This is a genomic window from Lentzea sp. DG1S-22, from assembly GCF_036321065.1.
Lineage (GTDB): Bacteria > Actinomycetota > Actinomycetes > Mycobacteriales > Pseudonocardiaceae > Lentzea > Lentzea jiangxiensis.
In genome coordinates this window covers 6338673-6358952 of sequence record NZ_CP143276.1, presented here as the reverse complement: position 1 = coordinate 6358952, position 20280 = coordinate 6338673, and the positions used below count along the sequence as shown (strand labels likewise).

The following is a 20280-nucleotide window of genomic DNA, read 5'->3' as shown; positions in this document are numbered from 1 at the left end:
AAGGGGTCCATCAAGTTCCGCGACCGGGAGGACGAAGGCAAGGACGGCGGCAACTGCGGACATGGTGAGATCTGGGAGTGGAAGTGAAGAAGCAGGAAGAGAAGCGCAAGGAAGCCAACGGCGGATGAAAGCCGTACGCATCCTGCACCGGATCTTCGCGTTCCTGGTCATCCCCGTTCTCGGGTACCTGCTCGGCGCGACGATCTTCAACTACTTCTCGGACAAGGTCGAGACCGAAGACCTGAGCGGGGCCAGCCACATCATCGTCGCCACGTCGTGCGATCGGCATGGCCCTGTGACGCTGCGCGGCTTCGGCTGGGCGTACGAGTGCCGCGCCACGGTCACGAACAAGGCCAACGGCAACGTCGTCACCACGACCGCGCGAGGCTTCCTCCGTCCCGAGCTCATCGGCAGGCAGGTAGCTGGTGATGGGTTCAACCGCGGTGACCTGCAGCCGGTGCGCCCCTACGCGGGGTGGGGCATGGTCCTGCTTCTGCCGTTCGGCATTCTCTGGTTCTACGTGTACATCGCGGTCGCGTGGCGGTTGTTGCCGGAGCAGCGCAAGTCCCGCCGCAAGCCTGTGCGCTATCAACGTCCTGACAGCGCCGCGGAACCCGATCGCACGGTTCGTGTCTTTGCCGGGCGCCGACGGGTGTGGTTGTTCTTCGTCTTTCTGCTCGGATGTGTTGGTGTCTTCGTGTACAACTCGTCGGCGTTTCAGGGCGACGCCGTCGCGACAGGTGTAGCGGTCGGGGCCTGGGCTTTGGTCGTCCTCGTCATCGCCGCCGTCGCGTGGCGGTTGGTGCGAGGACCGATGATCGCGATCTCACCCGACGGCCTGGAGTGGCGCGGTGCGCAGCTCAGTTGGGCTGAGATCCAGGAGGTGCGGCTGACTCGTCGCCAAGTTCTGATCATCCAGCCTCGCAACGGTGATGCCGTGCGGATCGGCAGGTTCGGCACCGAGCAGGCCACCCGCATCCACGTGGCCATGGGGCAGTTCAGCCAGGCGACGTACGCCCGCGAGGACATCAGCAGCGCATGAGTTCGGTCTTGTTCGCCGACCCGGAAGGGGGCTCGTGTCGCCAGCCGAGTGCGCGAGCGTTCGGAGCATCCTCGATCAGGTCCGGCTGAGGCCGAGCGTGACAGTCCACAGTGCTCGGTACAAGACCGCATCCGTGCGATGAGTGGACCTGTTGGTGAAATCGCGTGCGAGCGCGGGTGTGCGCCAAGTACGGTGCGCTGGACCAAAAGGGGGGTGCGGCATGACGAAGCTGAACCAGATCATCGCGGTGGAGAAGAGTGTCAAAGGGGGCACGCTTCGGGACCTCACCGACGCGCACCACGGGCTGCAGAAGCCCGCGTTGCTGGCCGGTATCTCCCGGACGTACCAGCCGAAGGACGAGGACGGCGAGGTGTTGCCGCCGGAGTCCACCCGCGTGCAGGTGAAGGCCGAGGACGTGCTGCGCAGGACGGCGGCCGTGATGACCCGGCTCTTCGACGTCACGGCGACCAAGGACTGGGCCAACTGCGTTGCGAAGGCCGACGTGGTGGTCGACGGGCGGCCGTTGCTGCGTGACGTGCCCGTGTCGTACCTGCTGTTCCTCGAGAAGCAGCTGACGGACCTGCACACGTTCGTGAAGAAGCTGCCCTTGCTCGACGCGGCGGAGGACTGGAGCTTCGACGAGTCCGCCGACTACTGGCGCACCGAGCAGGTTCGGACGATCCGCACCAAGAAGGTGCCGCGCAACCACGTCAAGGCCGAGGCTACGGAGAAGCACCCGGCGCAGGTCGAGGTGTACTACGAGGACATCCCGGTGGGGTACTGGACCACGGTGAAGTTCTCGGGTGCGCTGCCGGCCCGGCGGGTCAACGAGCTCGTCGACCGGGTCGAGAAGCTGCAGCACGCGGTGAAGTTCGCCCGGGAGGAAGCCAACAGCCTCGAGATCACCGACCAGCGCGTCGGTGACGTGGTCTTCGACTACCTGTTCCGGTAGCGTCCACAGACTCCCCCGCTGGAGCGCGGGGGTGCGCTCCCCGCACGTGGGAGCGTGAAAGCTGAAACTGAACGTCAGCCTGAACCACTCGGTGAAAAGTGGGGGTTCGAATCCCTCTCCCGGCACTCGCAGGCCGGGGTGGCCCAATCGGCAGAGGCAAGCCGGGATCAAGCTCAGACTCTCGCTCCAGGTTCAGCATTTCCGCCGAACGCCAGATCGCCCGAGCACGGACAAGACTCGCCGAGGTGCAGGTTCGAATCCTGCTGGCCGCTCTCGTGCGGCCGTAGCTCAACGGAAGAGCGCGGCGACCTAAGGACTGATCCGGCTCTTAAAAGTCGCTGGTGTGCGCAAATGGGCGGCAACCCGGGGCCCTGGACTGGACATGTCCGGGGCCCCACCTGCCTTTCCCGGCACGGCGAGAAGCCCCGGACCAGGAAGATCCGGGGCCTCGAAGTGGTGTCTCAGTGACCGGCGTGGCCGGAGTCGCTCGTCCTGCTCGGCAGGAGAGCGGCGACGACGATGGTGACCACCGCCAGGGCGGTCGCGACCACGAACGCCAGGCGCATGCCGCTCAGCTGTGCCGCGGACTCGGCGGCGCCTTCGGTGACCAGCTGACCCGCTCGGGCGGACATCACGGTCACCACCAAGGCGGTGCCCATCGCCGCCGCCACCTGCTGCAGCGTGCCCAGGATCGAGCTGCCGTGCGGGTACAGGTTCGGTGGGAGCGCGCCCATGCCCAGGGTGAAGATCGGGGTGAACATGGCCGCGAGGCTCACCATCAGCAGGGCGTGCAGGCCGAGGACCTGCCAGTACGGCATGGTCATGGAGATCTGGGTGAAGCCCGCGAGGGAAGCGACCAGGCCGATGGAGGCCGGCAGGACCAGCGGGCGGCTGCCGAAGCGGTCGTAGAGCTTGCCGACGGTGGGGCCGAGCAGGCCCATGGCGAGGCCGCCGGGCATGAGCAGGAGGCCGGTCTGCAACGGGGAGAGCGCCCGGATGTTCTGCAGGAAGAGGGGCAGCAGCATCATCGCGCCCATCATCGCCAGGAACGCGACGCACATCAGGGCCAGGGAGAGGCCGTAGGTGCGGTGGCCGAGGGTGCGGAGGTCCATCAGCGGGGCGCCGGTGCGCTGCAGCCTGAGCTGGCGGACCACGAAGAACGTGACGGTGGCCGCGCCGGCGAGGACGATGCCGAGGGTGGGGCCGAGGTGGGAGTCACGTTCGCCGAAGAGGCTCAGGCCGTAGACCAGGCCGCCGAAGCCGAGGGCGGCCATCACCGCGCTCAGCCAGTCCAGCGAGCTGACCTCGGGCTCACCGATGTTCTTCAGCTGCCGCAGGCCGAAGTAGGTCACCGCGCCGGCGATCGGGAGGACCGCCACGAACAGCAGGCGCCACGAACCGAGCTGCAGGATCAGGCCGGAGATGGCCGGGCCGAGGGCCGGCGCCACGGAGATCGCCAGGGTCACGCTGCCCATGACCCGGCCGCGGTCCCGTTCGGGCACGACGGTCATCAGCGTGGTCATCAGCAGCGGCAACATCACGGCGGTGCCCGCGGCCTGGACGATGCGGCCGAGGAGCAGGACCGGGAGCGACGGTGCGACGGCGGAGATCGCGGTTCCGGCGATGAAGACGCCCATCGCGATCGCGTAGCTCTGGCGGGTCGTGACGCGCTGCATGAACCAGCCGGTCACCGGGATGACGGCGGCCATGGTGAGCATGAACGCGGTCGACACCCATTGGGCGGCCTGTTCGGTGACGTGCATCGACTCCATGAGGCGCGGGATCGCGTTGATCATCAGCGTCTCGTTGAGGATCACGACGAACGTCGCGAGCACCAGCAGGCGCACCACCAGGGGTGTCCGGCCCGCCTTCGCGTCCGGTCGGTCTTGGATCGCAGCAGTCATGTCAGTGACCCTCACTAGGTTTCTGGCAGTCGCGTCGCGGCCAAGGCCGCCGGCGTCACCCGTGACACCGGTGGAGACCGGCAGATCAGGTGGAACTCATCGATGAGCCCGAGTGTTCCTCATCTCCGCGGCGGTCTCACCTGAATTCCGCCCCCGGCGGATCAGGTGCTTGCCCGTCTACCGGCACGTCGAACAGCGAGAGCGGGAATCGACAGGATCCGACCGGCTTTCAAGAAGTGACCGCTATCACGACGTTGCCGCGTTTGTGACCGGCATCGGCGTAACGGTGTGCAGCGGCGATGTCACTCAGCGGGTACGTGTGGTCGATGACGACGCGCAGCTCGCCGGACTCGAGCAGCGCGCTGACGAACGGCAGGGTCGCCCGCTTGTCCACGGACATGCCGGCGACGACGCGCTTGCCGAGGAACGCCGTCCCCTGCGCCCAGAGGTTGTTCGCCAGGCCGGAGGTGGGCAGGTACTTGCCGCCACGGCGCAGGGCGCGGCGCGAACGGCGGAACGACGACTTGGTCACCGTGTCGAACACGACGTCATAGGTGTCCAGGTCAGCGGTGAAGTCGCGCTTCGTGTAGTCGACCACCTCGTCGGCGCCCAGGGACCTCACCAGCTCGACGTTCGACGGGCCGCAGACGGCGGTGACCACGGCGCCCAGGTGCTTGGCCAGCTGGACGGCGTAGGTGCCGATGCTCCCGGAGGCGCCGTTGACCAGCACCCGCTGCCCGGCCGGACACCCGCCCTGTCACGCAGGAAGAACAACGCTGTCGTGGCGCCGTCCACGATCGCGGCGGCTTCGGCGAAGGTCACGCTCTCCGGCTTCCGGCACAACGAGCCCTCGGCGGGGAGGCGGACGTACTCGGCGTGGCCGCCCACCGAGAAGCCGGTGAACCCGAAGACCTGGTCACCGGGACGGAACCGCGTCACACCGGAACCGGCGGACTCCACCACGCCCGCCACCTCGAGGCCCAGCGTGCGCAGCCGGGGACGCGGCCGGCGCAGGCCGAGGACCACGCGACCCCACCGGGGTTCGCCGCGGCGCATCGCGCACTCGGCCGACGTCACGGTGGTCGCGTGGACCTTGACCAGGACGTCGTCCCGGCGGAGCGCCGGGACCGGCTTCTCCACCACCTGGACGACGTCGGGCGGACCGAAGCTCGTGTGCACGGCGGCTCTCGTGCGACGACGGTAGGGACGCCGGAACCGTTGCGGAGCAACGGATCCGGGAATCAGGGCGAAAGCAGGGTGCCACCTAGGGGTCGGACCAAGGGCCGATGGCCGCCTCGGACCGCGGGCCGATCCGCCGGACGCGCGGCGGTGACAACGTCGCCCGGCATGAGGTTTCCGAACGGGTGGGTCGGTGGCACGGCGCTGGTCGCCGGCCCGGTGTTGCTGGTGGTGGGAACGCTGTTGCGCTCGCCGTTCCACTTCTTCTTCCCCGACCAGTTGCGCGCGGTGGCCGAGCACCCGGAGTTGATGCGCGCGGCCTACACGGCTTTCCTGGCGGGCACCGTGGTCCTCTGGGCCGCGGTCGCCCGGCTCGCGCACAGGATCGCGGAGCGCGCACCGGGGTGGGCGCTCTGGGGTGGCGTCCTCGTGACGGTGGGGCTGTTCGGGCGGACGTTCCACGCGGGCGTCGACCAGGCGGCGTTCAACGCCGCGGAGCACCTCGGGGTCGAGCGGGCGACGGACCTGGTCGCGCAGGGGTACGGGGAGCTGCACCTGTTCAGCTACCTGAGCTTCACGATCATGTGCGGCTGGTTCGTGCTGGCGGTCGGGGCGTACCGCGCCGGGGTGCTCGGCGTGGTCAGGGCGGTCGCGCTGGCGTCGACGGGACTGCTGCCGCTCGGCGTGCTGAAGGGGACCGACGTCCTGTCGGTCGTCGGGACGATCGGGCTGTGCGTCGCACTGGTGCCGCTGGGGATCAGGACGATCCGCGAGCAACCGCGCCCCACGAGGAGGAACGTGCTGACGGCTGTCCCGGTGGCCGTGGGGTTAGGGCTCCTCGCCGTCCTGAGCACGCTGGGATGACGCGAACGGCAGCACGAACCACAGGCCGGTGAAGATCGCGAACGCCAGGCCGCCGACCACCAGCGCGGGCCAGCCGCCGAGGACGACCTCCGCGAGCAGCAGGACGGTGCCGGTCATGGCCAGGGCCAGGAAGGCGAGTCCGACGAGCGCGAACGTGTTGCCCTGGCTGACGACGTCCTCGCGGCGGCCCTGCCGGAACAGCATGCGGTGCCATGCGGCGGGAGCGGTGAGGAACGCGACGGCCACCGCGGCGCACAGCACCGTGACCAGGTGGGTGATGCGGATGTACGAACCGACGGAGACGTACTTCTCGGTGAACGCGATGGAGAGCAGGAAGCCGAACAGGATCTGCACACTGGCCTGCGCCACGCGGAGCTCCTGCATCAGCTCGTTCACGTTGCGGGCGAGTCTGCGTTGGTCGGACTCCTCGGCTTCGCTCACCCCACCCACCTACCCGGCTTGGAGCGGTCGAAACATCCGTTCGGACGCAAAATGGCTGGGTGAAGCCGTTCTCACCACACCGCGGACGACGGACTCGTCCATTGTGGACCGGCAGTTCACCGAACGGCCGTTGCCGCACCACGAACACGCGCACACCCGCCCGGTGGTGTCAGCCTCGCCGGGCGGGTGTGCTGTCGCGGACCTCGGACTAGAACTTGTTGATCACGAAGAAGTCGGTCACGAACGCCACCGGGTCGCCCGCGGTGTTGCGGCCCACCCAGGTCGGGTAGACGCCGTCGCCCCAGCCGGTCGAGAACGCCACGACGTTCAGCCCGGTCCGGGGATCGGTCACGGTGGCCGGGCCGCGCCCACCGCCGACCGCGCTCAGGGCGTCGATCAGGTCGCAGTTGCCCGCCTCGTCGTCGCTCGCCAGCCGGTCGAGCGCCGGGGCGGCGGACAGGTCGAAGAACGCACCGGTGCTCGACTTCACCTCGTAGCCGAACTCCGGCATGACCGGGAGCATCGGCACGTGCTCACCGGGCAGGACCGCCGGCCGCCACGAGTACGCGGGCTCGTCCCGCACCGTCACCTTCGCCGCCGCGACGCGGTAACCCTGGCGCAGGTCGGGGAACCCGTCGCCGTCGAGGTACGACACCAGCGAGACCGACACCGGGTAGCTGCCCGGCTCGACCTCGTCGGTGAACGCCTCCGCGTCCTCCGGCCACAACACGAACGGGTCCGCCGCCACCAGCCTGCCGGTCGGCAGCGCCAGCTCACCGGCCTGCTGGACGGTGACGACCTGCTGTTCACCGCCGCCGGTCGGCCTGCCCACGGGCCCGTCCACGAAGAACCGCTCGAACCCGGACCTGATCAGTGCAACCGCCCCCATGCCGTCGACCACCTCCAAGGGCATGTTGGCAGAAGCCCCCGACACCCGATCGGGGCACCGGGGGTGTTCGCCTTCCGTGAAGACCCCCGCCGCCGCATCGCCGCGGCCGGCCGCCGGGCTCGGGGCGTTCGACCGGGAGACCCACGACGCGATCGCGGTCACGCTCGGTGAAGATCGCGGCAGGTCAGTGCCGTAACCTGGAAGGCGTGTCCGTTCCCCCCACGCTGAAGATCGGCCCGTTCGCCGTCGACCCGCCCGTCGTGCTCGCCCCCATGGCCGGCATCACCAACGTGGCGTTCCGGCAGCTGTGCCGTCAGTACGGGGCCGGGCTCTACGTCTGCGAGATGATCACGGCACGCGCGCTGGTCGAACGCGACCCGATGACGATGCACATGATCACGTTCGACGAGGGCGAGAACCCGCGGTCGATGCAGCTCTACGGCGTCGACCCGCGCAACGTCGGCGAGGCCACGAAGATGATCGTGGACGAGAACCTCGCGGACCACATGGACATGAACTTCGGCTGCCCGGTGCCCAAGGTGACGCGCAAGGGCGGCGGGGCGGCGCTGCCGTACAAGCGGGAGCTGTTCCGGCAGATCGTGCGGGCCGCGGTCCGCAACGCCGGGGACATGCCGGTCACCGTGAAGTTCCGCATCGGCATCGACGACGACCACCTGACGTACCTCGACGCGGGACGTATCGCGCAGGACGAGGGCGCACAGGCCGTGGCACTGCACGCGCGCACGGCGTCGCAGCGCTACTCCGGCAAGGCCGACTGGACCGCCATCGCGCGGCTCAAGGAGGCCGTCACGAGCATCCCGGTGCTCGGCAACGGCGACATCTTCAGCGCCCAGGACGCGCTCGACATGGTGGCGCGGACCGGCTGCGACGGCGTGGTGGTCGGGCGTGGCTGCCTCGGCCGGCCGTGGCTCTTCCGCGACCTGCAGGCGGCGTTCCGGGGCGAGCCGGTCCCGCAGGGCCCGACCCTCGGCGAGGTCGCCGAGGTGTTGCGCAGGCACGCCCGGCTCCTCGCGGCCCACGACGGCGAGCACAAGGGCCTGCGCGACCTGCGCAAGCACATGGCCTGGTACTGGCACGGCTTCCCGGTGGGCGGCGACACGCGCCGGGCGTTCGCGATGGTGTCGAGCCTGCAGGAGCTGGACGACCTCATCGGCACGCTCGACGGGAGCGTCCCGTTCCCCGCGAACGCGGAAGGGCCTCGTGGCAGGCAGGGTTCCTCGGCGAAGGTCGTGCTGCCGGAGGGGTGGCTGGACGACCCCGAGGACGCGACGGTGCCGGCCGGTGCGGACGTGATGCACTCCGGTGGCTGAACGCATCGCGGTCCTCCTCGTCTCGCTCGCGCTCCTCGCGGGCTGCACCGGCCCGGTCGCGGGCACGGCGAAACCGGCCAGCCTGTCCGACGGCGACCGCGCCCGGTTCCGGGAGTTCTACGAGCGCCTCAACAAGGCGGGGGACGAGGGCGCGTCCCAGCAGCAGAGGCTGCTGAAGGAGACCCAGCACCCGGACTTCCGGCAGAAGACGTGCGACCTGCGCGGCGCCACCATAAAGGTCGAACCGACGTGGGCCACGCTTCGGACGGATGCCGACTGGGCACCCCCCGGGGAGAAGGCCCACCCGCGCGGGAACGTCTACGTCGTCGCCGTCACGATCACGCTCAGCCGGGACGGCGCGGTGGTGGGCAGCCAGATCGGATCGCTGCACGTGGTGCACCTGGACGGACAGGTGTACGGGTTCGCGCCCTGTCTCGGTGGCTGACCAGGTTGCCGGTCTTCCAAGCTCACTGGATCGGAGCAGGCGACGGTCAACCGGACGGGGGAAATCCCGCCCCCACGCGCCCTTCTGGCTCAAGCGCCGCCTCTTCGGAGACGACACCTGGCAGGTAAGGAGGTGACCGCGATGACCGCGCTGCGACCCGAGATCGCAGATCCCCAGCCCGACACCGGTGTCGACGAGCAGGGAACCGGGCCGATCACCCTGCACGAGTCCATCGCGACGCTGTTCGCCTCCCGCGGGGAGTGGCGCAAGGCGTACCTGCACCTGCGTTCCGCGCTCGACCTCGTCTACGCGGACCAGATCGAGGAGCCGCACGTCCCGGAGCAGCTGCGCCGCGAGGTCGACAGGCTGCGCCGGGAGCACGCCGAGGCCCGCGAGCAGAGCCTGCGCGACAGCCTCACCGACACCTACAACCGCCGTTACCTCGACCAACGGCTGATGGACCTGCTGACCGAGCACGGGGCGTGCCGGCACGGGCTCGCCATCGCGCTGATCGACCTCGACTGGTTCAAGCAGGTCAACGACACCTTCGGCCACCTGCTGGGCGACCGGGTGCTGCAGCGGGTGGTCGAGCTGCTCCAGGACGGCCTGCCGGAGGGCGCCTTCTGCGCCCGCTACGGCGGCGAGGAGTTCGTGCTCGTGCTTCCCCGCGTGGACGCCGCGACCGCCCTGGAGATCGCCGAGGCGGCCCGGGAACGTGTCGAGCGTCACCCGTGGCACGAGATCGCTCCGGGCCTTCGCGTGACCGTCAGCGCGGGCCTCGCGTACGAGCCGCCCGCCGACGAGGCGCCGGAACGCCCCGCCGTCAGCGCCGAGCAACAGCTCCTGCGCGCCGACAGCCTCCTGTACACGGCCAAGCAGTCGGGCCGCAACGCGGTGGCGTACCGTGCCGACGGACGGGTTCGCCTCGCGGGTGCTGCCTCGGGCAGGCGCGCGATCGCGCAAACACGTGCTCTCGACTACTACTGAGTGACGTGGCTCACCCGTTCAGGGCAAGCGGACTGCGCATAATCGCGTACGGATCGCAGCCACATCACCCGGAGTGGTCGTCAGAAGTCGCCTACATCCGTAGTATCGCGGGCGCAACTGACACGCCGGTGATGCAACCCTTGTGTCCCGGTCGTCGTCACTTCGTAATGACGAACCGCTTTTGCTTCTGACCCAGAAGGGAGATTGGGTGCCCGACGACCCCCGACGTGGCGGCCCCTCTTCCCGTGGTGATCAGGATCCCCAGCACGACCAGCCGACCGGCCGTAGACGTCGCTCGATGGAAGGCTCTGGGGGCCTGAGCGTCTCGGACCTCATCGAGCAGCACAGCAGGACGAACATCCCCCGACCCGTCCCGCCAGGCTCGCCCGACGCATCCACGACAGGCAGGCGCGTCCTGCCGGACCCACCCGCGCCCACGGGCAGGCGTGCGCTGCCCGACCCTCCGGCGGATCAGTCACCGCAGGCTCCGCGGCAGCAGCCGCCCGCCGTTCACCGGCCAGGTGAGCAGACGGGTGCGCGCCCGCGGCCTCCGATGCCGGACCAGGCGCCCCCGCAGAACTTCCCCGCCGACCAGACGGGCAGGCGGCGCAGGCCGGACGCCCCGGAGGCGAACGCCACCCAGACCGGTCAGCGGCCGCGTCCCGGTGAGCAGACCGGACAACGGCCGAGGCCCGCCCACCCGCCCGCGGGTGAGCAGACCGGACAACGGCCGCGGCCCGACGCCACGGGAGCGCAGCGCCGCCCGGTGCCCGGCGAGCAGCCGCCCGCGGCCCGCCGCCCCGACTCCGCCGGTCCGCAGCGCCGTCCCGCGCCGGTCGAGATGCCGCCGAACGGCGCACCGCCGCGCAGGCTCGCCCCCGGCGACGTCCCGTCCTCGGGCGGCATCCCACGCCCACCTGCACCCGGTGACGCGGGCGCGAACGGCATGCCGCGGCCTCCGGCTCCCGGCGATCCCCGCCGCATGCCGCCCGGCGACGCGCCTTCGTCCGGCGGCATCCCGAGGCGCCCCGCACCCGGTCCGGCGCCCGAGGCGAACGGCATGCCCAGCGGCACGCTGCGGCGCCCCGACGTCAGCGGCGCACCGCCGCGCAGGCTCGCCCCCGGCGACGTCCCGTCCTCGGGCGGCATCCCGCGCCCGCCCGCACCCGGTGAGCAACCGGGCCCCGCCGGGCGCCCGCCCGTGCCGGGGAACGCCGGACGGCCCCGCGCCGCGCCGCCTCCTGCCGGGCGACGCGCCGTCGTCGAACAGCATCGCGCGACCTCCCGTCCCCGGCGAGGGGCCGGAGAGCACCGGCCGCCGGCCCATGCCCCCCAACGGGGACGTGACCGGCAGGCAGCCGATGCCGTCCCGCGCGGAGTCGAGCGGCCCCCGGCCGATGCCCCCGCGGGCGGAGTCGAGCGGTCCGCGCCCGATGCCCCCCGCCCTCTCCAACCGGCTCGCCGCGCCGTCGGACGCGCCCACGCCGGCGGAGGAGACCCAGGTCGACGGGCCGGGACCCGAAGCCACCCAGATCGCCCCCGCGGCGGGTGTGGCCAGGGTCGAGAAGCGCGAAGACATGGACCCGACGAGCCTCACCACCGAGATGGAGGCCATCGGCGAGGACGTGAAGAAGCGCCGCGAGGTCGACCACACCCTCGCCCGGTTCTCGGCGGTGCACGACGAGCTGCTCGAGCAGGAGCGCCAGCGCAAGGAGCGGCGCGCCAAGCTCATGCCGTGGGTCAAGGACGAGGACGAGCCCGACGAGGAGGCGACCCAGTTCGCCGACCCGGTGGTCGTCGACGACGAGACCGGCGAGCCGCGGGTCGTGGGCCGCACGGCCCAGCAGCGCAAGTGGATGCGCACCGCGCGGATCGGCGCGATCGCCGCCGCTTCCGTGATCTTCGCGTCGACCGGCATCGGCTGGGGCGCGATGAAGTGGGCCGACTCCAAGATCCAGAAGATCGACGCGCTCGGCGGCAACTCGCAGGCGGTGCAGCAGGCCGAGAAGCAGCTCGGTGACGAGAACTTCCTGCTGGTCGGCTCGGACACCAGGGCGGGCGCGAAGGCGGGCGACAACGTCGGAACGCAGGCGCAGGAGGGTGGCGCGCGCTCGGACGTGCTGATGCTCGCGCACATCCCGGCCGACCGGAAGCGCATGGTCGTCGTGTCAATGCCGCGTGACGTGCGCGTCGACCGGCCCGCGTGCCGCAGCTGGAACCCGGACACCGGGCAGTACGCCGGCCCGCTGGCCCCCGAGAAGGAGGTCATGGCGAACTCCGTCTACAACGACGGTGGGCCCGAGTGCGTCGCCAACATGATGACGCAGCTGTCCGGACTCAAGATCAACCACTTCGTCAGCATCGACTTCAACGGCTTCCGCGAGATGTCGACGGCGATCGGCGGCGTGGAGATCTGCACGCCGACGAAGATCGTCGACGGTGAGCTCGGCGTCGTCATCGACAAGCCGGGCAAGCACCTGCTCAAGGGCGACCAGGCGCTGCAGTACGTCCGCGCGCGCAAGGTCGCCGGCGACGGTGGAACGGACTTCGACCGCATCAAGCGCCAGCAGGGTTTCCTGTCCGCGATGCTGCGCCAGTCGTTGTCGAACGAGGTGTTGCTCAGCCCCACCAAGCTGAACAACTTCATCAACGCCCTCACCAGTTCCACCGTCGGCGACAACATCGACGTGGCCTCGCTGCTGGAGCTCGCGAACTCGTTGCAGAGCCTCGAAGCGGGACGCGTCTCGTTCGTGACGATGCCGCACTGGACCGACGACAACAAGCTGATCGACATCCCGGACGACAACATCGAGCGGCTGAAGGACGACGACGTCAAGGCGTTGTTCCAGACGATCATCGACGGAACACCGCTGCCGCAGGAGAAGCCCGTCGACCCCAAGCCGGGGGACGCGAATCCCGCGGCCCCGCAGCCCGGCACGGTGATCGACCCCAAGGAGATCTCCATCCAGGTCCTCAACGGGGACCCGACGAACGGCGGCGCCGTCGCCAGGACGTCGAACGGGTTGGAGCAGCAGGGCTTCAAGATCGCGAAGCGGGACAACGCGCCGGAGCGCGCACCGAAGACGATCATCAAGTACGCGAAGGGCAACGAGAACAAGGCGGCGACGCTCAAGGCCGCCGTGCCCATCGCGGAACTGGTGGAGGCACCCGAGATGGGTGGCGCCGTCCAGTTGATCATCGGTGCGAACTTCGACGAGAAGATCGTCTCCCCGAAGGCGGGCACCCCCGCCGGCACCAACCAGGGCCAGACCCAGCAGCCCGGTGGCGACTTCTCCGTGGTGAACGCGGCGCAGGACCCGTGCGCGGCGAAGTGATTCGCCGGGGGTTCACCTCCGGTTCATCCTTCGATGTCGCTGCCGCGGTGGTCGGGACGTAGGCTGAGCGCCATGCGCGAGGCCTACCACGACCAGCTAGAACAGCTCGCCGACCAGCTGGCCGACATGACCGGCATGGTCGCCGAGGCGATGCAGAACGCGACCGCCGCCCTGTTGCAGGCCGACCTCGGCTTGGCGGAGCAGGTCATCAGCGGCGACCAGAAGGTCGACGACGTCCGCTCCAGCATCGAGGAGCAGTCGTACGCGCTGCTCGCGCTGCAGGCACCGGTCGCGACCGACCTGCGCACCGTGCTGGCGGTCATCCACGCCGCCGAGAGCGTCGAGCGGATGGGCGACCTGGCCCTGCACGTCGCGAAGGCCGCCCGCCGCCGCCACCCGGCGTCGGCGCTGCCCGAGGACGTGCGGCCGTACTTCTCCGAGATGGGCCAGATCGCGGTCAAGCTCGCGAACGAGGCCGCGGAGATCATCCGCGAGAAGGACGTCGACCGCGCGCGCAGCCTCGAAGAAGAGGACGACGCGATGGACGACATCCACCGCCACCTGTTCTCCGTCATCATGGACAAGGAGTGGCAGCACGGCGTCCCCGCCGCCGTGGACGTGACGCTGCTCGGCCGCTTCTACGAGCGCTACGGCGACCACGCCGTGTCGGTCGCCAAGCGCACGGTCTTCGTCGTCACCGGCCGGATGCCCGGCTACGGTGGCGACGAGAACCTCTGAGAGCGCCGTTCAGTCAGCGAAACTGCCCATCGCGTTCCGCCGCGAGCTCCGGATCGGCGTAGGCCTCGGAGAACTCGGCGAGCACGGTGGGCAGTTCTTCGTCCCACGCCGCCCGCGCCTCGTCGCGCGGCAGATCCCGTGCGTCCACGGTGAAGTACGCCCAGGCCCGCACCAGGTCCGGCAGCAGGGCCAGGTCCTCTTCGGACACGTGCAGCTTCGCGGCCACGTTGAGGATCAGCACCGCGGTGAGCGACGCGGGCCCGTACACCACGGGGTCGCGGTTCTGCTCCACCGCTGCGGAGACGACGATCCGCGCGAACGCCCGCGCGGCCTCGGTGTCGGCGATCCCGTGCTGTGAGGCCAGGAACGCCTCGACGACCTCGTCCGTCCTCTCCGGACCGATGACGGGGATCTCGTACTCGCTCGGCACCAGCGCGCTCACGCGGGCGTCGGCGAGGGCGATCAGCTGGACGGGGTGCCGCACGTCCTCGTCGCCCATGAGGCCTTCCTCGGCCTCCTCGTCGGGCCCGTCCGCCCAGAACTGCTCGACGTCCGGCCACACGCGGTCGTAGACGCCGGTGGCGCTGAGCGGGGTGATCTCGTCGCGGAACGCGTCCGGGGTGGAGGCGATCATGTCCTCCAGCAGCGCCACGGTGCCCTCGTCCGGCGTCGAGAACAGCTCGATCGCGGTGGCCCCGAGCACCGGCTGGCGCATGAACAGCACGGTCTCGCCCACGCCGGCGCGTTCCTGGGTGATCGCGATGACCTCCACGTCGCCCAGCAGGTTCGTGACGAGGAAGGCGTCGCGGAAGTCGGAGACGGCGCCCGGGACGTACCAGTCCGGCTCGGCGACGCCGCGGGCCGCGACGGCTTGCGCGGCCTCGAACGCCTCGGCCCTGTGCTCGGCGGAGCCCACGCCGGACAGCGCGCGCAGCGCGGTGAGCGCCGCCGGGTCGTCCATCGCCTTCAAGGCCTCGACCATCGGCGTGTGGCCGGAGCCGGCGAGCCAGAGCGTGGCGTAGAGCTCGCTCGCCCAGGCGTCCGCGAGCAGCCACGACTCCGAACGCAGCGCGGCCGCCGACTCGAGCAACGCCCCGTACGGGGACTGCTGCTCCTGCCGGCGGCCGGGTGCCTTGCCTTGCTTGCGCTTGCGCGACTTGCTCTGCGGGCTCACGCCCAGGAATTTAGCCGAACCGGCCGGAGATGTAGTCCTCGGTCGCCTTCTGGCCGGGGTTGGAGAAGATCTTCTCCGTGTCGTCCACCTCGATCAGCTGTCCCGGCTGACCGACACCCAGCAGGTTGAAGAACGCGGTCTGGTCGGACACGCGCGCCGCCTGCTGCATGTTGTGGGTCACGATGACGATCGTGTACTCCTTCTTCAGCTCGGTGATCAGGTCCTCGATCGCCAGCGTGGAGATCGGGTCCAGGGCCGAGCAGGGCTCGTCCATGAGCAGCAGGTCGGGCTGCACCGCGATGGCGCGGGCGATGCACAGGCGCTGCTGCTGACCACCGGAGAGGCCGCCGCCCGGCTTGTCGAGCCGGTCCTTGACCTCGTTCCAGAGGTTGGCGCCGCGCAGCGAGCGCTCCGCCACCTCGTCGAGCTTCTTCTTGTCCTTCATGCCCGCGAGCCGCAGCCCGGCCACCACGTTGTCGCGGATGGACATCGTGGGGAACGGGTTGGGGCGCTGGAACACCATGCCGATGGTGCGGCGCACCTCGACCGGGTCCACAGTGGACGCGTAGATGTCCTCGCCGTCGAGCAGCACCTTGCCCTCGACGCGGGCGCCGGGGGCGACCTCGTGCATGCGGTTGAGCGACCGCAGCACGGTCGACTTGCCGCAGCCGGAGGGGCCGATGAACGCGGTGACGTTCTTCGGCGGCACCGCGAGCGAGACGTTCTCCACGGCGTGGAACTTGCCGTAGAAGAGGTTCAGGTCCTTGATGTCGAGTCGCTTGGCCATGTCCGCCCGCTCACTTCGTCTTCGGCGCCAGCGTCCGCGAGATCACGGTCGCCAGCAGGTTGAACAGGGTGATGATCAGCACGAGCGTGATCGCCGCGCCCCACAGGCGCTCGAAGCCCGCCTGCGTCGGGTTGTTCCGCTCGTTCACCATCATCAACGGCAGCGACGCCATGGGGCCGTCGAAGAGGTTGTAGTTGATGTACGGGGCGTACGCGGCGAGCACGAGCACCGGTGCGGTCTCACCCATGACGCGGGCGAGGGCCAGCATGATGCCGGTCAGGATGCCGGACAGCGCCGTCGGGATGACGATCTTGACGATCGTCTTCCACTTCGGGATGCCGAGCGCGTAGGAGGCCTCGCGCAGCTCGTCCGGGACGATCTTGAGCATCTCCTCGGTCGTGCGCACGACGACCGGGACCATCAGCAGCACCAGGGCGAGCGACACGGCGAACGCGCTGCGGCCGAGGCCCGCGTAGGTGATCCACACCGTGTAGATGAACAGCGCCGCGACGATCGACGGCACACCGGTGAGGATGTCGACCATGAACGTCGTGGACTTCGCCAGCTTGGAGCGGCCGCCGTACTCGACGAGGTAGATCGCGATCATGATGCCGATCGGCACGGAGATGACGGCGCAGACGAGGCCCTGCACCAGGGTGCCGTAGATCGCGTGGTACGCGCCGCCGCCCTCCTGGCGGGCGAGCAGGCCGGACAGCGACTTCTGCCACCAGTCCCCGTCGAGGATGACCGGGAAGCCGCGCTCGAGCACGGTGTAGAGCACCCACACCAGCGGGACGATGGCGACCAGGAACGCGCCCCAGACGAGGCCGGTGGCGAGGCCGTTCTTGATCCGGCGGGAGACGCTGACCGACTGGAACGTCGGCGGCGTCGCGAGGCGCGTCGGGTCGGCGAGGTTCGTGCTCACTCGTACTCCTTGTGGCCGGCGACGATCGAGCGCGCGATGGCGTTCACGACGAAGGTCAGCACGAACAGCACCAGACCGGCGGCGATGTAGGCGCCGGCCGAGCGCGGGTCGTTGAACTCCGGTGCGGCCAGCGCGATCTTCGAGGCGAAGGTGGCACCGCCGTCGAAGAGCGACCAGCCGAACGCCGAGGTCGCCGTGCTCAGGATGATCATGACCGCGATGGTCTCGCCGAGCGCGCGGCCGAGGCCGAGCATCGAGGCGCTGACGTACCCCGCCTTGCCGAACGGCAGGACGGTCGTGCGGACGACCTCCCACTTGGTCGCGCCGAGCGCGATGGCGCCCTCGATGTGCATCGTGGGCGTGCGTTCGAAGACCTCGCGGCTGACGGCCGTGATGATCGGCAGGATCATCACCGCGACGACGATGCCCGCGGTGAAGACGGTCGCGCCGAGCTGCAGGTTCACGTTGCCCTTGGCGAACAGCGGGAACCAGCCGAGGTTGTCGACCAGCCACTGCGAGACGGGGTAGAGCTCGGGGCCGAGGACGAACAGGCCCCACAGGCCGAAGACGATCGAGGGGACCGCGGCCAGCAGGTCGATGACGTACGCGAACGGCCGGGCGAGGTTGCGCGGCGCGTACTGCGTGAGGAACAGGGCGATGCCCAGCGCGATCGGCATGGCGATCAGCAGCGCCAGGATCGAGACCACGACGGTGACCAGCAGCAGGTCGAGGATGCCGAACCGCAGGTCCTCCGGGTTCGAGGTGTTCCACTCGCGGCTGGTCAGGAAGTTGACGTTGTCCAGCCCGAGCGACGGGATCGCCTGCACGATGAGGAACAGGCCGATCGCACCGATGAGCGCGACGATGAAGACACCGGATCCCGTCGCCAGGCCGCGGAAGATGCGGTCACCGGGCCGAACGTGCGGTGCCTTTGGGGTTTCTGGAGCTTCCGGTGTCGGGGGAATCGGAGCCTCCGAGGCGTGGGGAGCAGCCGCGACGCCCCGCTCCGCTCCGGGTTCACCGGAGCGGGCGGGGCGCCTGGCCACGACGGGATCGTTCATCGCGTCAGCGTGGGTCGAAGTGTCGCATCAACCTCAGGCGATCGCCTTCACAGCGGTCAGCAGCTTGTCCTGGAACGCCTTGGGCAGCGGCACGTAGCCGGCCTCGGCGAGCTGCGCCTGGCCCGAGGTGGCGGCGACGGTCAGGAACGCCTTGACGGCCTTCGCGGTGTCGGCGTCGTAGCCCTTGGAGCAGACGATCTCGTAGGTCGCGAGGAGCAGCGGGTACGCACCGGCGGCCTTGGAGCCGTAGATCGAGTCGAGGTCGAGGACGAGGTCGTTGCCCTGGCCCTTGATCTTGGCCTCGTCGATCGCCTTGCCGGCCGACTCGGCGGTCAGCTCGACGGCACCGGCACCGGAGTCGATCTTGGCGATCGACAGCTTGTTGTCCTGCGCGAACGACCACTCGACGTAGGTGATCGCACCGTCGATGGAGCCGACGGCCTGCGCGACACCGGCGGACTTCTCCTTGCCCTCGCCGACACCGCCCTTGAACTGCTTGCCGTCACCCTTGGTCCAGCCACCGGCGACCTTGAGGTACTTCTGGAAGTTGTCGGTGGTGCCCGACTCGTCCGAGCGGTAGATGACCGCGATGTCCTTGTCCGGCAGGGTCGCGGAGCCGTTCAGCGCCTTGATGGCCGGGTCGTTCCACTTCTTGACCGCGCCGGAGAAGATCGCGGCGGTGGTCTTGGCGTCCAGCACGAGGCTGTCCACACCGGACACCTTGTAGCCGATGGCGACGGGGCCGAAGACCAGCGGGAGGTTCCACGCCGGGTTGCTCTGGCAGCGCTTGGCGGCGGCCTCGGTCTCGGCGCCTTCCTTGAGGGCGGAGTCCGAACCACCGAAGTCGACCTGGCCGGCGTTGAAGTTCTTCACGCCCGCACCGGAGCCGGAGGGGTTGTACGCGAGGTCCACACCGGGGCAGGCGGCCTGGTAGGCCTGGACGAACGCGTCGACCGCGTTCTTCTGCGCGGAGGAGCCCTCAGCGTTGAGCTTGGTCTTGCCACCGCACTCGACCGGGACAGAGGCAGCGTTCGACGTGGTGTTGTTGCCACCCGCCGGCGCGTTGTTGTCACTGCCACATGCACCGAGCAGCAGCGCGCTGGCCGCGACGAGGCCGAGCACGGCACCGTGCCGCTGGATCTTCACCTTGGTCCTCCACCTTGCGAAAGCAGTAGCGGTTTCGCGACGGACGCCGCCGCTCGCTACGGAAGGTAGGTAGCCAGAGTGGACAACCCACCTAGACAGGGTGAACGGGAGGTGAACACAGGACGGGAAGTGACGGGTCACACGGCCGAACGAGTGACTGCGTGACCAGGGCGTATGCGTTTTGTGACGGTACGTTGACTACCGGGCGTACTGGACGTCGGCGTCCCAGAGGGTGAAGCCGAGCTTCGTGTAGACCCGGACCGCGGCCGCGTTGTCCGCCTCGACGTAGAGCATGACTTCCTTGACGCCCTGTTCGCGCAGGTGGCGCAGGCCCGCGAGGGTCAGCGCCCGCCCGAGACCACCGCCCTGGCTGTCCGGGTCGACGCCCACGACGTAGACCTCGCCCAGCTCGGGCGTGTGCACCTTCGTCCAGTGGAAGCCCGCCAGCTTGCCGTCGCCGTCGAACGCCAGGAGGAACCCCTCGGGGTCGAACCAGTCCTCTTCTTCTTTGGCGCGGACGTCCTCGATCGACATGGAACCCTGCTCGGGGTGCCAGTCGAACGCGCGGTGGTTCACGTAGACGACCGCGGCCTCGTCCTGACCGGGCACGAACGGCCGGATGGTGATGCCCTCGGGCAGCTCGGGCTCCGGGAGGTCGTTCTCGACGCGCAGCCGCATCCGCAGCAGCTCGCGCACCTTGCGGAAGCCGAGCTTGGCCGCCAGCCTCTCGGCGTCCGGGTGGCCGCCGTGCGCCCAGATGCGCAGCGACTCCTGGGGCAGCGCCTTGACCAGCGCCTCGCCCACACCCTGATGGCGGTGCTTCGGGTGCACGGCGAGCTCGGCGACCTTGTTGCCGCCGGAGTCGCCGACCAGGTCGACGTGCGCGTACCCGGCGAGCTCGCCGTCCAGGTGCGCGAGGAGGTGGCGGCTGCCCCGCGCGCCGGGACGCATCCTCAGCCGCACGGCCTCGCCGACCGGGGCCACGCCGTCGGTGCTCCCGGCCGCCTCCAGCAGCCCCGTCACCTCGGCGGCCTGGTCGGCCGCCAGCTCCTCGAACCAGCTCAGTTGCGCCACACAGGC

20 protein-coding genes are annotated in these 20280 nt (G+C 69.8%); 8 read left to right on the top strand and 12 right to left on the bottom strand.

All coding sequences use genetic code 11. The features are described 5' to 3' along the window. Positions 1-124 precede the first annotated feature (124 nt). Both V1227_RS29855 and V1227_RS29850 read left to right on the top strand, forming a co-directional pair. Positions 125-1042 carry a DUF6346 domain-containing protein gene (locus V1227_RS29855; protein WP_329788686.1) on the top strand — a complete coding sequence of 306 codons (918 nt, stop codon included), beginning with the start codon at positions 125-127 and terminating at the stop codon, positions 1040-1042. 220 nt (positions 1043-1262) lie between these two features. Continuing rightward, a complete protein-coding gene (locus V1227_RS29850) occupies positions 1263-1994 on the top strand; it encodes a DUF7873 family protein (RefSeq protein ID WP_329788685.1) in 732 nt (243 codons plus the stop codon). Between the two features lie 461 nt (positions 1995-2455). Here V1227_RS29850 and V1227_RS29845 read toward each other — a convergent pair whose 3' ends face one another. From V1227_RS29845 to V1227_RS29835, 3 genes are all read right to left on the bottom strand, one after another. Beyond that, complete coding sequence (locus V1227_RS29845; protein ID WP_329788684.1) at positions 2456-3898, bottom strand: MDR family MFS transporter; 1443 nt, start codon at positions 3896-3898, stop codon at positions 2456-2458. 229 nt (positions 3899-4127) lie between these two features. Beyond that, positions 4128-4559: a zinc-binding dehydrogenase gene (locus V1227_RS29840; RefSeq protein WP_329788683.1), complete on the bottom strand. Its 432-nt coding sequence runs from the start codon at positions 4557-4559 to the stop codon at positions 4128-4130. After that, positions 4517-5077, bottom strand: coding sequence for an alcohol dehydrogenase catalytic domain-containing protein (locus tag V1227_RS29835; protein WP_329788682.1), 561 nt, complete (start codon positions 5075-5077; stop codon positions 4517-4519). Before V1227_RS29835 ends, V1227_RS29840 begins: the two co-directional genes overlap by 43 nt. Before the next feature lie 168 nt (positions 5078-5245). Here V1227_RS29835 and V1227_RS29830 point away from each other — a divergent pair, with 168 nt between their 5' ends. After that, entirely contained in the window at positions 5246-5941 is a 696-nt protein-coding gene (locus tag V1227_RS29830; RefSeq protein WP_329788681.1) for a hypothetical protein, read from the top strand. Here V1227_RS29830 and V1227_RS29825 read toward each other — a convergent pair. Next, a complete protein-coding gene (locus V1227_RS29825; protein ID WP_329788680.1) occupies positions 5906-6382 on the bottom strand; it encodes a DUF6328 family protein in 477 nt (158 codons plus the stop codon). The two genes, V1227_RS29830 and V1227_RS29825, sit on opposite strands and share 36 nt — an antisense overlap. A gap of 208 nt (positions 6383-6590) precedes the next feature. Beyond that, entirely contained in the window at positions 6591-7271 is a 681-nt protein-coding gene (locus V1227_RS29820) for a DUF4241 domain-containing protein (protein ID WP_329788679.1), read from the bottom strand. 206 nt (positions 7272-7477) lie between these two features. On the opposite strand from V1227_RS29820, the gene dusB reads away from it, so the two are divergent. From dusB to V1227_RS29805, 3 genes are all read left to right on the top strand, one after another. Further along, on the top strand, positions 7478-8602 hold the full coding sequence (gene dusB / locus V1227_RS29815) for a tRNA dihydrouridine synthase DusB (RefSeq protein ID WP_329788678.1): 1125 nt from the start codon (positions 7478-7480) through the stop codon (positions 8600-8602). Further along, the gene (locus V1227_RS29810; protein ID WP_329788677.1) at positions 8595-9047 is read left to right on the top strand and encodes a hypothetical protein; all 453 of its coding nucleotides are present in this window, start codon (positions 8595-8597) and stop codon (positions 9045-9047) included. The genes dusB and V1227_RS29810 overlap by 8 nt, the downstream gene beginning before the upstream one ends. 141 nt (positions 9048-9188) lie before the next feature. Continuing rightward, on the top strand, positions 9189-10034 hold the full coding sequence (locus V1227_RS29805; RefSeq protein WP_329788676.1) for a GGDEF domain-containing protein: 846 nt from the start codon (positions 9189-9191) through the stop codon (positions 10032-10034). A 648-nt stretch (positions 10035-10682) separates the two neighbouring features. On the opposite strand, the gene V1227_RS29800 is transcribed toward V1227_RS29805, so the two are convergent. Next, a complete protein-coding gene (locus V1227_RS29800; protein WP_329788675.1) occupies positions 10683-11183 on the bottom strand; it encodes a hypothetical protein in 501 nt (166 codons plus the stop codon). 20 nt (positions 11184-11203) lie between these two features. Between V1227_RS29800 and V1227_RS29795 the strand changes: the two genes are divergently transcribed. Both V1227_RS29795 and phoU read left to right on the top strand, forming a co-directional pair. Continuing rightward, the gene (locus tag V1227_RS29795; RefSeq protein ID WP_329788674.1) at positions 11204-13369 is read left to right on the top strand and encodes an LCP family protein; all 2166 of its coding nucleotides are present in this window, start codon (positions 11204-11206) and stop codon (positions 13367-13369) included. A gap of 72 nt (positions 13370-13441) precedes the next feature. Beyond that, the gene (gene phoU / locus V1227_RS29790; RefSeq protein ID WP_236220741.1) at positions 13442-14107 is read left to right on the top strand and encodes a phosphate signaling complex protein PhoU; all 666 of its coding nucleotides are present in this window, start codon (positions 13442-13444) and stop codon (positions 14105-14107) included. Between the two features lie 13 nt (positions 14108-14120). On the opposite strand, the gene V1227_RS29785 is transcribed toward phoU, so the two are convergent. From V1227_RS29785 to mshD, 6 genes are all read right to left on the bottom strand, one after another. Further along, positions 14121-15281, bottom strand: a complete 1161-nt coding sequence (locus tag V1227_RS29785; RefSeq protein WP_329788673.1) for a hypothetical protein — start codon at positions 15279-15281, stop codon at positions 14121-14123. Between the two features lie 10 nt (positions 15282-15291). Next, a complete protein-coding gene (gene pstB, locus V1227_RS29780; RefSeq protein WP_236220743.1) occupies positions 15292-16068 on the bottom strand; it encodes a phosphate ABC transporter ATP-binding protein PstB in 777 nt (258 codons plus the stop codon). A 10-nt stretch (positions 16069-16078) separates the two neighbouring features. Next, entirely contained in the window at positions 16079-16993 is a 915-nt protein-coding gene (pstA, locus tag V1227_RS29775) for a phosphate ABC transporter permease PstA (protein WP_329788672.1), read from the bottom strand. Further along, on the bottom strand, positions 16990-18054 hold the full coding sequence (gene pstC / locus V1227_RS29770) for a phosphate ABC transporter permease subunit PstC (protein WP_329788671.1): 1065 nt from the start codon (positions 18052-18054) through the stop codon (positions 16990-16992). Before pstC ends, pstA begins: the two co-directional genes overlap by 4 nt. 33 nt (positions 18055-18087) lie before the next feature. After that, on the bottom strand, positions 18088-19200 hold the full coding sequence (pstS, locus tag V1227_RS29765) for a phosphate ABC transporter substrate-binding protein PstS (protein ID WP_329788670.1): 1113 nt from the start codon (positions 19198-19200) through the stop codon (positions 18088-18090). Positions 19201-19398: 198 nt separating this feature from the next. Beyond that, positions 19399-20274 carry a mycothiol synthase gene (mshD, locus tag V1227_RS29760; protein ID WP_442916383.1) on the bottom strand — a complete coding sequence of 292 codons (876 nt, stop codon included), beginning with the start codon at positions 20272-20274 and terminating at the stop codon, positions 19399-19401. Positions 20275-20280 lie beyond the last annotated feature (6 nt).

Bases quoted from the DNA above. Each gene is read 5' to 3' on its own strand.
- V1227_RS29855 (WP_329788686.1), top strand. From the start codon at position 125: ATGAAAGCCGTACGCATCCTGCACCGGATCTTCGCGTTCCTGGTCATC.
- V1227_RS29850 (WP_329788685.1), top strand. From the start codon at position 1,263: ATGACGAAGCTGAACCAGATCATCGCGGTGGAGAAGAGTGTCAAAGGG.
- V1227_RS29845 (WP_329788684.1), bottom strand. From the start codon at position 3,898: ATGACTGCTGCGATCCAAGACCGACCGGACGCGAAGGCGGGCCGGACA.
- V1227_RS29830 (WP_329788681.1), top strand. From the start codon at position 5,246: ATGAGGTTTCCGAACGGGTGGGTCGGTGGCACGGCGCTGGTCGCCGGC.
- V1227_RS29820 (WP_329788679.1), bottom strand. From the start codon at position 7,271: ATGGGGGCGGTTGCACTGATCAGGTCCGGGTTCGAGCGGTTCTTCGTG.
- V1227_RS29805 (WP_329788676.1), top strand. From the start codon at position 9,189: ATGACCGCGCTGCGACCCGAGATCGCAGATCCCCAGCCCGACACCGGT.
- V1227_RS29800 (WP_329788675.1), bottom strand. From the start codon at position 11,183: ATGCCGCCCGAGGACGGGACGTCGCCGGGGGCGAGCCTGCGCGGCGGT.
- phoU (WP_236220741.1), top strand. From the start codon at position 13,442: ATGCGCGAGGCCTACCACGACCAGCTAGAACAGCTCGCCGACCAGCTG.
- pstB (WP_236220743.1), bottom strand. From the start codon at position 16,068: ATGGCCAAGCGACTCGACATCAAGGACCTGAACCTCTTCTACGGCAAG.
- pstC (WP_329788671.1), bottom strand. From the start codon at position 18,054: ATGAACGATCCCGTCGTGGCCAGGCGCCCCGCCCGCTCCGGTGAACCC.